This window comes from Enterobacter sp. 2VL (genome assembly GCF_005503595.1).
GTDB lineage: Bacteria > Pseudomonadota > Gammaproteobacteria > Enterobacterales > Enterobacteriaceae > Enterobacter > Enterobacter cancerogenus.
Window position 1 is genome coordinate 560,125 of sequence record NZ_SCNE01000001.1, and the last position, 12,389, is coordinate 572,513.

Below are 12,389 nucleotides of genomic sequence, written 5' to 3' on the forward strand. Positions count from 1 at the left end.
CCAAATATTGATCTACTCATTGATGAAGGGAATATCGAGGACACAAAAGCGAAAATCGTAAAATCCGACCTTTGCTAAAATAGGGAGATAATTATCTGGGCTCGTCGCCGTTTCACGGGTCCCTCTTTTTTGCGCAATGTAAGGGTGTTGTCCTATGCAAACTATTGACGGTAATGGTGCAGTCGCGTCCGTCGCGTTCCGCACCAGCGAAGTTATCGCCATCTACCCGATTACGCCAAGTTCAACGATGGCTGAGCAGGCGGATGCCTGGGCTGGAAATGGGTTAAAAAACGTCTGGGGCGATGTCCCTCGCGTCGTGGAAATGCAGTCAGAAGCCGGGGCGATTGCCGCGGTGCACGGCGCGCTGCAGACCGGAGCCTTGTCGACGTCCTTTACGTCATCTCAGGGCTTGCTGCTGATGATCCCCACGCTTTACAAGCTGGCGGGCCAGTTGACCCCGTTTGTCCTGCACGTCGCCGCGCGGACGGTTGCCACCCACGCCCTCTCCATTTTTGGCGATCATTCAGACGTGATGGCCGTGCGCCAGACCGGCTGCGCCATGCTGTGCGCCAGCAGCGTGCAGGAAGCGCAGGATTTTGCGCTGATTTCGCATATCGCGACCCTCAAAAGCCGCGTGCCGTTTATTCATTTCTTTGATGGTTTCCGCACCTCGCACGAAATCAATAAAATCGTCCCGCTGGCGGACGACACTATTCGCAACCTGCTGCCGCAGGCGGAGATCGACGCGCATCGCGCCCGCGCCTTAAACCCGGAGCACCCGGTGATCCGCGGCACGTCCGCTAACCCGGACACCTATTTCCAGTCCCGCGAGGCAACCAACCCGTGGTATAACGCGGTATACGATCACGTCGAGCAGGCGATGAACGACTTCAGCGCCGCCACCGGTCGCGACTATAAACCGTTCGAATATTACGGCCATCCGCAGGCGGAGCGCGTTGTTGTGCTGATGGGATCCGCCATTGGCACCTGCGAAGAGGTAGTGGATGAACTGCTGACGCGCGGCGAAAAAGTCGGCGTGCTGAAAGTGCGCCTTTACCGACCGTTCTCGGCGAAACATCTGCTTGCGGCCCTGCCGGAAAGCGCGCGCAGCGTGGCGGTACTTGACCGCACCAAAGAGCCGGGTGCTCTCGCAGAACCGCTCTACCTGGACGTTATGACTGCCCTGGCAGAAGCCTTTAACAACGGCGAACGTGAAACGCTACCGCGCGTCATCGGCGGCCGCTACGGTCTTTCCTCGAAAGAGTTCGGTCCGGACTGCGTGCTGGCGGTGTTCAACGAGCTGGCTGCCGCGAAGCCAAAACCCCGCTTCACGGTCGGTATCTATGATGACGTGACCAACCTTTCGCTGGCGCTGCCGGAGAACACGCTGCCTTCGGGTGCGAAGCTCGAAGCGCTGTTCTATGGTTTAGGCAGCGACGGCAGCGTCTCTGCGACCAAGAACAATATCAAGATCATCGGCAATTCGACGCCCTGGTATGCGCAGGGGTATTTCGTCTATGACTCCAAGAAAGCCGGCGGCCTGACCGTATCGCATCTGCGCGTCAGCGAGCGCCCGATCCGCTCGGCGTACCTTATCTCCCAGGCCGATTTTGTGGGCTGCCACCAGCTGCAGTTTATCGATAAATACCAGATGGCCGAGCGCCTGAAGCCCGGCGGTATTTTCCTGATCAACACCCCGTACAGCGTGGATGAAGTCTGGGCGCGCCTGCCTCAGGAAGTTCAGGCGGTGCTCAACCAGAAAAAAGCCCGACTGTTTGTGATTAACGCGGCGAAGATTGCCCGTGAATGCGGCCTGGCGGCGCGTATTAACACCGTGATGCAGATGGCCTTCTTCCACCTGACCCATATTCTTCCGGGCGATAGCGCCCTGATGGAGCTGCAGGGAGCGATCGCCAAAAGCTACAGCAGCAAGGGGCAGGAGCTGGTTGAACGCAACTGGCAGGCGCTGGCGCTGGCACGCGAATCGCTGTTCGAGGTTCCGCTGCAGCCGGTAAACGCCGACAGCCCGAACCGTCCACCGGTGGTTTCTGACGCCGCACCGGATTTCGTCAAAACCGTCACGGCGGCGATGCTGGCCGGACTTGGCGATGCCCTCCCCGTCTCGGCGCTGCCGCCGGACGGCACCTGGCCGCTGGGCACCACGCGCTGGGAAAAACGTAACATCGCCGAAGAAATCCCAATCTGGAAAGAGGAGCTGTGTACCCAGTGTAACCACTGCGTGGCGGCATGCCCGCACTCGGCAATCCGCGCCAAGGTGGTCTCTCCGCAGGACATGGAAGCGGCACCGGCCAGCCTGCACTCGCTGGATGTGAAGTCCCGCGATATGCGCGGCCAGAAATATGTCCTTCAGGTCGCCCCGGAAGATTGTACCGGCTGTAATCTGTGCGTTGAGGTGTGCCCGGCGAAAGATCGCCAGAACCCGGAAATCAAAGCCATCAATATGATGTCGCGTCTGGAACACGTTGAAGAAGAGAAAGTTAATTACGACTTCTTCCTCAATCTGCCGGAGATCGATCGCAGCAAGCTGGAGCGTATTGATATCCGCACCTCGCAGCTGATTACCCCGCTGTTTGAATACTCCGGTGCCTGCTCCGGCTGCGGCGAAACGCCGTACATCAAGCTGCTGACGCAGCTCTATGGCGACCGCATGCTGATTGCGAACGCGACCGGCTGTTCTTCTATCTACGGCGGTAACCTGCCGTCCACCCCTTACACCACCGACGCTAACGGTCGCGGTCCGGCATGGGCAAACTCGCTGTTTGAAGATAACGCCGAATTTGGCCTGGGCTTCCGCTTAACCGTCGATCAGCATCGCGCGCGCGTGATGCGCCTCCTGTCGCAGTTTGCCGATAAAATCCCGGCAGAGCTGAACGAGGCCCTGCACGCGGAAGCCACGCCTGAAGTGCGTCGCGAGCAGGTTGCAGCGCTGCGTAACGCCCTTCAGGGCACTGAAGGCGCCGAGCAGCTGCTGACCGATGCTGACGCGCTGGTTGAGAAATCTATCTGGCTGATTGGCGGTGACGGCTGGGCTTACGATATTGGGTTTGGCGGGCTGGACCACGTTCTGAGCCTGACCGAAAACGTCAACATTCTGGTGCTTGATACCCAGTGTTACTCCAACACGGGTGGGCAAGCCTCGAAAGCGACCCCGCTCGGCGCGGTGACGAAGTTTGGCGAACACGGTAAACGCAAGGCGCGTAAAGATCTCGGCGTCAGCATGATGATGTACGGCCACGTCTACGTCGCGCAAATTTCGCTCGGCGCGCAGCTGAACCAGACGGTGAAAGCGATTCAGGAAGCGGAGGCCTATCCGGGGCCATCGCTGATTATCGCCTACAGCCCGTGCGAAGAGCATGGCTATGATTTGGCCCTGAGCCACGATCAGATGCGCCAGCTCACCGCGACCGGTTTCTGGCCGCTGTACCGGTTCGATCCACGCCGTGCAGACGAAGGCAAACTGCCGCTGGCGCTGGATTCACGTCCGCCGTCAGATGCGCTCGCCGAGACGCTGATGCAGGAGCAACGCTTCCGTCGTCTTAACGCCCAGCAGCCTGACGTTGCAGAGCAGCTGTGGAAAGATGCCGCGGCCGACCTGCAAAAACGCTATGACTTCCTGGCGCAGATGGCCGGGAAAGCGGAAAAATCGACCAGCGAGTAACTCCTCTGCCCGGCACGTCCGGGCATTTTTTTGCCATAAAAAAAGCCCGATGCATTCGCATCGGGCTAATCCAGATTATCGATGAATATCGGTTTAATTCAGCCAAAGATATTCATGGAAATTATGGATGAAGAATCTTAAAGGCATATAACAGTGCAAAGAGTACCTGTTTTTTCTGATAATTAATAATTTTAATTTTGTATGATTTCAATTAAACCATTCACAAAACAAATCACCATTTCCTTTGCATTATTTACTTTAGATAATTCTCACCTGGTAACAATTATATTTTATTACTCGTCTGTAAGACTGATTTAGCATGAGACCTCTTTCCATGCAGGAAAGTTCACGTAGTAATTAAATAAAAAATTTGCAAAGGAAAAACTAAAATGCAAAGAAAAGTACTGGCACTGATGATTCCAGCGCTGTTAATGGCTGGCGCAGCACATGCAGCAGAAATTTATAATAAAGATGGTAACAAGCTCGATCTGTACGGAAAAGTCGATGGCCTGCACTACTTCTCTGATGACCAGGGTGCCGACGGTGACCAGACGTATATGCGTCTGGGCTTCAAAGGTGAAACCCAGATTAACGACCTGCTGACCGGCTATGCCCAGTGGGAATACAACATTCAGGCGAACAACACCGAAGGCTCTGACAACCAGTCCTGGACGCGTCTGGCGTTCGCCGGTGTCAAAGCAGGTGACTACGGCTCATTCGATTATGGGCGTAACTACGGCGTGCTGTACGACGTGGAAGGCTGGACCGATATGCTGCCAGAGTTCGGCGGCGACTCCTACAGCAAGGCCGATAACTTTATGACTAACCGCGCTAACGGCGTGGCGACCTACCGTAACACCGACTTCTATGGTCTGGTGCAGGGTCTGAACTTTGCGCTGCAGTACCAGGGCAATAACGAAGACGCCAGCAACAATCAGGAAGGCACCAACAATGGCCGCGATACCCGCCATGAAAACGGTGACGGCTTCGGTATCTCCACAACCTATGATTTCGGTATGGGCTTCAGCGCGGGTGCGGCTTACGCCTCATCTGACCGAACCAACGATCAGGTGACTAAAACCACTGCGGGTGGCGATAAAGCCGATGCGTGGACCGCTGGCCTGAAATATGACGCGAATAATATTTATCTCGCGGCCATGTATTCTGAAACGCGTAATATGACGCCTTACGGTGATAATGACGCCGCTGTGGCAAATAAAACGCAGAACTTTGAAGTGACTGCGCAGTATCAGTTTGATTTCGGTCTGCGCCCGGCAATTTCTTACCTGCAATCTAAAGGTAAAGACCTGGGCAACGGCCAGGACGATCAGGATCTGGTTAAATATGCTGACGTCGGCGCGACATATTACTTCAACAAAAATATGTCCACCTACGTTGATTATAAAATCAACCTGCTGGATGAAGACGATCAATTCTATAAAAACAACGGCATCGGTACCGACGATGTTGTAGCGTTAGGTCTGGTTTACCAGTTCTAATGACTCAGGCCCGCCTGTCTGGCGGGCCTGTTTTTTAGCTTTTTAACGGAAAACGTCATAATACTTTCAACTTGCGCAGTTGCGCCCTCCTGTAAGATGATGACCCTACTGTCACTGCGGTAAGGGGCATCTCCATGGTTCATCATCCTGTAAAATCATCACGTATTGCCTCTGTTGCCTACGACGAAAAAAGCGCCACGCTTGAAATCCGCTTTCGCGATCGCAAAACGCTGCAGTATCAGCGCGTCCCCGCCCGCATTTTTTCTGATTTTTTGAGCGTTGTCTCAAAAGGCCGCTTTTATGACGGCGTCGTTAAGGGCAAGTTTAAAGAGACCAGAGTACAGTAACGGCGTGTCTGCGACGTATAAGGATAGGTGCGTGTTCACCCGACTCTCTCTGGCTCTGCTTGCCCTGTTAGGCTGTATCTGGATAGCGCTAATTTTTGATTTTGGCGGTGTGATGGGCCATCTGAGCGAATGGCTAAACGCTCTGGATCAAAATTAGTCAGCCTCTTTTTGACGAAACGACAGATAGCCGTACACTCCACTGTCCCCATCCAGCGGGTGATTAACGCCGTCCATGACCACGACCTCCGCGAAATCAAAAGGCGAGACGTTTTCAAAGCACGCCACGTTAACGCCGTACTGGTTCGGATTGGAACGTCGCTGATGGAAAGTGTAAATCCCGCAGACCGAGCAAAAGAAATGTCGTGCCGTACCGGTATTGAAACGGTATTCGGTGAGCGTGTCTTCCCCTTTGGTCACGGTGATCCCCGATAACGGGGCGGACACCGCTATTGCGCCGCGCATTCGACAATACGAGCAGCTGCAACGGCGGGCGGTATTAAACCCGTCCGTCAGTTCAACGGTAAATGCCACCGCGCCGCAGTGGCACTGTGCATGACGAATTTCAGCCATCTTCTATACCCCTTTTCTGACCAGTTCAGCGGCCTTCACGAACACGTCGTCTTCGACGCCATCGCCCTTCTGCCTGCCGAGCCTGAGCAACTCGTTGATGATACTGTCACGATTGATGTGTTGCTGCGCTGAGACCAACCCGATGACCGCTGCGCCAATCGCCAGACCGACTAATCCTGTTTGTTCGTCTTTATTCTTCATGCTCATGATCCCTGATCCTTCTCAAAAGCGTAGCAGGCACGTTGTAAAATGCGCTGATAATCGCTGCCACAGACCGCGTGGTAGCAATATAAAAACGTATGCAATGAATCACTTAACTCTCAAGACGTCTGAAATGCGCGTGGTGTATCGCGGTGAAAGCATCTCACGCTTCATTTGCCACGGCTGCTGGATGCCCTGACCGGCAAAGTAAAGTGTGCCTTTGCCCTCTTTCGCATTCAGCGTGTCCAGAAGCGCCATTAACCTCTCGCTGTCGGCGCGGGGGGCGCTCTCATCAAAGAGGTTAAGCTGAGCAATACCCCGGCTGGAAAAATCGCCGAGCATAATGCCCGCCTTCTGGTACCGGCGTCCCTCCCGCCAGATAACGTCCAGACACTTCGACGCCGCGTTTATAATATCCCGGCTGTCCTGCGTGGGTGTGAGTAGCTTCACAGAAGCGCTGTTACCGTAATACGTTTCGTTGATGGCAAACGGTGATGTCTTCAAAAAGGCGGAGATATAGCGGCAATACTGGTGCTCGCCGCGTAGCTTTTCCGCGCCGCGGGCGGCGTAGGCGCAGATAGCCTGGCGCACCTGCTCATAGTCGGAGATACGTTCGCCGAATGAACGGCTGCACACAATTTCCTGCTTAACCGCCGCAAACTCTTCGAGTTCGAGGCAGGGTTCACCGCGCAGCTCGCGCACCGTACGCTCGAGCACAACATTGAAGTGTTTTCTGATAATCCAGGTGCTTTGCCCGGCGAGATCCAGTGCCGTGTTGATGCCCATCGCGTTGAGCTTCTTGCTGATACGTCTGCCCACTCCCCAGACGTCTTCCACGGGCAGTAAGGCCAGCAGCCGACGCTGACGGGCGACGTTTGAGAGATCGACAACCCCGCCGGTTTGCCGCTGCCATTTCTTTGCCGCGTGGTTGGCCAGTTTTGCCAGCGTCTTGGTTTGCGCAATGCCGACCCCCACCGTCAGATGGGTCCGCTTAAGCACCGTTTCCCGGATGCGTTTCCCAAACTCGGTAAGGTCGCAGCAGTGCTGGACGCCGGTCAGATCGCAAAAGGCCTCGTCAATACTGTAAATTTCCACGCGCGGAGCGAGTTCTTCCAGGGTGGTCATCACCCGCTGCGACATGTCAGCGTAAAGCTCGTAATTACTGCTGAACGCGACAATGCCATGCCGCCTGAATGCCTCTTTCTGCTTGAAATAGGGCTCGCCCATAACCACCAGCGGTTTAGCTTCGGCGCTGCGCGCAATGACGCAGCCATCGTTATTTGAAAGAACGACCACCGGACGGCCTTTCAGATCCGGCCTGAATACGGTTTCGCATGATGCGTAGAAAGAATTCACATCACAGAGTGCAAACATATTCAGCTCGCTGATTTAACGATAAAGGTCACCACACCAAAAATATCCAGCGTGTCTTCACTGCCCACGATGATTGGGCTGTAGGCGCTGTTCATGGGGTTAAGCTGAACCGTCGGGCGCAACTGAAGGCGCTTAACGGTAAATTCACCCTCAACGGCGGCAATAACGATATCGCCATGCTCCGCGTTCAGGGAACTGTCCACCACCAGCAGGTCACCGTGACCAATTCCTGCCTCTATCATTGAATCGCCTGCGGCTTTCACAAAATAGGTCGAGCTGGGATGGGAAACCAGTAGCTCATTGAGATCGATGCGTTGCTCAACATAATCAGCGGCCGGGCTTGGGAACCCGCACTGAACGAGATCGCTGAAAAGTGGGATACCGATAATTTCCCGTAACTCTGCCGGTCTTAAGAATTCCATATTGCTCACCTCCGATACTGTTTTTATATACAGTAGTTTTAAGCGAGGTTGTCTGCAAGGGGTGAGGCACGACGCAACTGTACAAAGCTTCATCATTTCGTTTGTAAGTTTCTATTAGCCCTGCAAAGTTAGGCATTGTAAATTTTTTCATTGGCGGTTCAGGCGAACAAAATTAAATCATTTTCCTGGCCGAAAATGATCTATATCGCATAAAAGCTAAGGCTCTGGTTGTGTTATTTCACCGTCTTCATGAACGTTTATCTCTGAATTTCAGCCACAAAAAACCGCCCCGTGAGGCGGTTGAGATGCGAACAGTATTACAGCGGTCTCTTAACATCCGGGTCTTCCGGTGCCAGAGGATCATTCACATCAGGGACATCCGGTACATCGTCACCAGGAATCGGCTCATCCTCAGGGATGGGATCAATCAAATCAGGACGTTCAGCCATACAGCCTCCGTCGAACAGGGAAAAGTGGGCTTATTTGCCTTTGCTCGGTTGTTGTTTGCCTTGATCGTCTTTCGGCGACTTGGCCGGTTGCTTAGGTTGCTCTTTGTTGACGTTTGATATCGTGGCTTTCATTTGACACTCCGAAATGTACGCAGCAGAAGGCTGCCCTGTAACTATAAGCCGTGTTAACCTATCCTTCGAGCGAGGCGGGAATGCGTTATTCTTCATGCCGTTGAATTTAAAGGCGACTTATTTCGTACAATTCGTGCTATTGCGTTATCACAGGTTAATCCTGAAATAATTACCCCTCACCTGGCGGGAGCGCACTTTTTTGCGCATGGCTTTCCTGAGATAAGCGCCAGAAATCGTGACCGGCCGGGTACTGATATAAACGAAGCGAGAATTTCCCGACAACCGCAGTGATATATTCAAAAATAGCGGATTGCGTATTTTCATAATCCATCCACAGCGTTGAGGTGGTAAAGCAATATATTTCCAGCGGGATGCCAGATGGCGAGGGCTTGAGTGTCCTCACAACGATGTACATGTCTTTAACAATATCCGGTCTTTCAGCAAGATAAGCCATCAAATAATGGCGAAATAGCGTTAAATTCGTCAGTCCATTTTCAACAAACCAACTGTCGGCAATCCCCATGGGATCGCGGCCATCGATCAGTTTCCCCAGCGGTTCGCTCACGCCGCGGATCGTCAACATCGGGGCCAGAATGTCCTGAGAAAGAAAGGTCACCGAGTGCTGATCGATGGTTGTGCTGCGCATAATTCGGCGCGCGCCGGACGAAAACATCGCCTGCCAGTTGGTGTAGGTTTCCGTCAGAAAGTTTTTCGTCGGGATACGTGAGATGGTGTTATCCCAGTTGCGGATCGTAATGGTGTGGAGCGCAATGTCAGTCACTTCCCCGCTCAGGTTTTTATCCGGCATCTCAATCCAGTCTCCCAGCTGGAGAACGTCATTTGAGGAGAGCTGGACGTTTGCCACAAGCGAAAGCAGCGTATGCTGAAACACTAACATGAGTACCGCGGCAACCGCACCGAGGCTGGAAATAATGATGGCAGGCGATTTGTTCGACATCACCGCGAGTATCATAATCGCGGCGATGATGTGAACCAAAATCTTCCCTATCTGAATGTAGCCTTTTATAGAGTGATTTTTGCGTTTGGTTTTTCGTAAATAAGAGCTGTTAACGATATCCAGCATCTCATTGAAAAACACCGACGAAAAGACAAAGAACAATATTCCGCAGATGGTGTTTATGGCCGTGACCAACGACGCGGGCATATTCGGCATAAACTGCAGAACATAATAAACGATGAGCACCGGAACGAAATTGGAAAGCTTTTCGGCAATGCGACGATCTTTCTCGAGCGGTACATCCTGTTTATGGCTTGCAAAAAATACACGTCTGACGATCTTAATCAAAAGAAATTTGCACATCAGGTGTGCGAAAAACCCGGATATAATCAGCAGAACCAGGTTGAAACCAATAGCCAGCGCCGGATTGCTTTCAATAAACGTTAATAGATAATCCAGATACGCCACTATTCATCCCCTGAACATACAAGCCATTCGTCTCTACGTTAACCTGCATCTAATTATACAAAAATTTAACTAATGTGCATCATGACATAACCCGGACAGCCAAGTCCATGGCCTGGCCGTGGTCATGTCAACGCAAAGCCGACTCCCCTTTCTCTGTATGGGCGTTTTGCACACACTCAAACCCGTGACAGTATCTGGCGTACCTGGCCGACGAAGGCGATCGCGACATTGCTTAAGCACATAACTCCCCGAAACGGCTTAGATGTCCGCTCCTGGCTGTGAGTTTAACGGGTCGATGCAACGCTATCCTTAATCAAGGGGGGACGCATGCCCTCAAGCGTCGTCATTACCTGACATCTTGATTGTTTATCGACAATACCCCATAAACACAGTGAATGCAGGACGTTGGTATTACCCCTGACTGTGGTTAGAATGGTTTGACATAAGTTAACGTCAGGACGACCCGCTCATGATCTCTATTTTTTCTGCAATCGCGCTCTCCTCGCTGGCGACCTTCGTCTTACTCTGCTTCTTTGCAATTTACCAATTTTCGGTAAAAGGAGATGTCAGCTTCTACGTCATGCTCTTTGCTTTAATATTCCTTTTTGTCTCTTTTTATGGGGCGGTAGGCTTTACCTACACAAAATTGAAAGAGGCCGGGAATATCATAAAAATCATCTGAGGCAGACAGGACACAGCCTGGAAAAATGGGAATATCCGTTATCGTGCCCATCAACAGATGAGTTATGTAAAGACTGTCACTTCCCGGACCTGCCGAAGATGTGAGGTTCCAGCCACGTTTCACCATAAAGAAAATCCCAATATCTGCCGCTTATGCTTGATGTTTACTGACTGACTGCCAGGCTATTCAGGACTCTGATGTTGGAGAATGCCATCTCCAGGGAAACATCGATAAAAAAAAGAGCAAGTGAACTGAGACTCCTCTGGCCCTCCTTGCGGGGGCGTTTTTTATCCATTAATACGATGACCAAATAGCGTCGCCCTTCCAGACCTTCAGTAGAAGAGCATAATGCCAGCTACGCTTTATCGAGTATCGACTCCAGATTTAACCCCGCTGTAAAACGTGCTGGTATTCGCCGCCGGAATCCGTACCATACGCGGCATACTTTGCCTGCTGGATGTTATCTGCCAGCGCCAACCCGTCTTTTTAGCCAGCCAGATGGGGCATGAAAACGCGCAAAGGGTTTATGACGTCTACGGTGCGTGGATCGAAGAATGAAATGGTGAGCAGGCGACACGCCGGCACGCTGAAAAAAAGTTGCCCTGCTATGCCCCTATTGGTTCCAAAGGTAGTAATAAATGCAAGATAATCAATCAAATACAAAGAAAGATCAGTACAACCTGAATAAACTGCAGAAGCGACTGCGCCGTAACGTGGGCGAAGCCATTGCAGACTTCAACATGATTGAAGAAGGCGACCGCATCATGGTCTGCCTGTCGGGCGGTAAAGACAGCTATACCATGCTGGAGATCCTGCGCAATCTTCAGCAAAGCGCGCCGGTGAACTTTTCCCTGGTGGCGGTCAACCTTGACCAAAAACAGCCGGGCTTCCCGGAGCACATTCTGCCAGCGTATCTGGAGAACCTGGGCGTCGAGTATAAAATCGTAGAAGAAAACACCTACGGCATCGTCAAAGAGAAGATCCCTGAGGGGAAAACCACCTGCTCGCTCTGCTCTCGTCTGCGTCGCGGTATTTTGTACCGCACGGCAACGGAGCTGGGCGCGACCAAAATCGCGCTGGGGCATCACCGCGACGATATTCTGCAGACGCTGTTCCTGAACATGTTCTACGGCGGCAAAATGAAGGGCATGCCTCCTAAGCTGATGAGCGATGACGGCAAGCATATCGTGATCCGTCCGCTGGCCTACTGCCGTGAAAAAGATATCGAGCGTTTTTCACAGGCCAAAGCATTCCCGATCATTCCATGTAACCTCTGCGGCTCTCAGCCAAACCTGCAGCGTCAGGTGATTGGCGACATGCTGCGCGACTGGGACAAGCGTTACCCTGGCCGTATCGAAACCATGTTCAGCGCTATGCAGAACGTGGTCCCTTCCCATCTGGCCGATACTGAACTGTTCGATTTCAAAGGCATCAACCATGATTCTGACGTGGTGGATGGCGGCGATCTGGCATTTGACCGTGAAGAGATCCCGATGCAGCCAGCAGGCTGGCAGCCGGAAGAAGACGATACGCAATTCGATGAACTACGCCTGAATGTGGTGGAAGTAAAATAATGCATTAGCGTCTCAGAAAGGGTTTCTGAGACGC

At 52.7% G+C, this 12,389-nt stretch carries 11 protein-coding genes and 1 pseudogene; 6 read left to right on the forward strand and 6 right to left on the reverse strand.

The features are described from left to right. Positions 1-154: 154 nt before the first annotated feature. The 4 genes from nifJ to FFS28_RS21855 all read left to right on the forward strand — a co-directional run bounded on the left by nifJ (position 155) and on the right by FFS28_RS21855 (position 5,682). The gene (gene nifJ / locus FFS28_RS02635; RefSeq protein WP_137848689.1) at positions 155-3,679 is read left to right on the forward strand and encodes a pyruvate:ferredoxin (flavodoxin) oxidoreductase; all 3,525 of its coding nucleotides are present in this window, start codon (positions 155-157) and stop codon (positions 3,677-3,679) included. A 389-nt stretch (positions 3,680-4,068) separates the two neighbouring features. After that, positions 4,069-5,178, forward strand: a complete 1,110-nt coding sequence (gene ompC, locus FFS28_RS02640) for a porin OmpC (RefSeq protein ID WP_006175508.1) — start codon at positions 4,069-4,071, stop codon at positions 5,176-5,178. Positions 5,179-5,312: 134 nt separating this feature from the next. Continuing rightward, positions 5,313-5,525 (forward strand): KTSC domain-containing protein, encoded by a 213-nt coding sequence (locus FFS28_RS02645; RefSeq protein WP_006175511.1) that lies wholly within the window; start codon positions 5,313-5,315, stop codon positions 5,523-5,525. A gap of 31 nt (positions 5,526-5,556) precedes the next feature. Continuing rightward, positions 5,557-5,682 (forward strand): hypothetical protein, encoded by a 126-nt coding sequence (locus FFS28_RS21855; protein ID WP_254915577.1) that lies wholly within the window; start codon positions 5,557-5,559, stop codon positions 5,680-5,682. Here the strand turns inward: FFS28_RS21855 and FFS28_RS02650 are convergent. From FFS28_RS02650 to FFS28_RS21790, 6 genes are all read right to left on the reverse strand, one after another. Continuing rightward, positions 5,679-6,095, reverse strand: coding sequence for a GFA family protein (locus FFS28_RS02650; RefSeq protein WP_042319885.1), 417 nt, complete (start codon positions 6,093-6,095; stop codon positions 5,679-5,681). The two genes, FFS28_RS21855 and FFS28_RS02650, sit on opposite strands and share 4 nt — an antisense overlap. A 3-nt stretch (positions 6,096-6,098) precedes the next feature. Continuing rightward, a complete protein-coding gene (locus FFS28_RS02655) occupies positions 6,099-6,296 on the reverse strand; it encodes a hypothetical protein (protein ID WP_042319888.1) in 198 nt (65 codons plus the stop codon). 108 nt (positions 6,297-6,404) lie between these two features. After that, positions 6,405-7,670: a Y-family DNA polymerase gene (locus FFS28_RS02660; protein WP_137848690.1), complete on the reverse strand. Its 1,266-nt coding sequence runs from the start codon at positions 7,668-7,670 to the stop codon at positions 6,405-6,407. A gap of 2 nt (positions 7,671-7,672) precedes the next feature. Next, positions 7,673-8,092 (reverse strand): translesion error-prone DNA polymerase V autoproteolytic subunit, encoded by a 420-nt coding sequence (locus FFS28_RS02665; protein WP_006175525.1) that lies wholly within the window; start codon positions 8,090-8,092, stop codon positions 7,673-7,675. Between the two features lie 317 nt (positions 8,093-8,409). Next, on the reverse strand, positions 8,410-8,541 hold the full coding sequence (locus FFS28_RS21785; RefSeq protein ID WP_088209180.1) for a hypothetical protein: 132 nt from the start codon (positions 8,539-8,541) through the stop codon (positions 8,410-8,412). A 301-nt stretch (positions 8,542-8,842) separates the two neighbouring features. Beyond that, positions 8,843-10,099 carry a mechanosensitive ion channel family protein gene (locus tag FFS28_RS21790; RefSeq protein WP_137848691.1) on the reverse strand — a complete coding sequence of 419 codons (1,257 nt, stop codon included), beginning with the start codon at positions 10,097-10,099 and terminating at the stop codon, positions 8,843-8,845. Between the two features lie 1,062 nt (positions 10,100-11,161). On the opposite strand from FFS28_RS21790, the pseudogene FFS28_RS21800 reads away from it, so the two are divergent. Beyond that, positions 11,162-11,339, forward strand: a pseudogene (locus FFS28_RS21800) (tyrosine-type recombinase/integrase); the annotation flags it as partial. 80 nt (positions 11,340-11,419) lie between these two features. Further along, entirely contained in the window at positions 11,420-12,355 is a 936-nt protein-coding gene (gene ttcA / locus FFS28_RS02680) for a tRNA 2-thiocytidine(32) synthetase TtcA (protein ID WP_058608701.1), read from the forward strand. Positions 12,356-12,389: the final 34 nt, after the last annotated feature.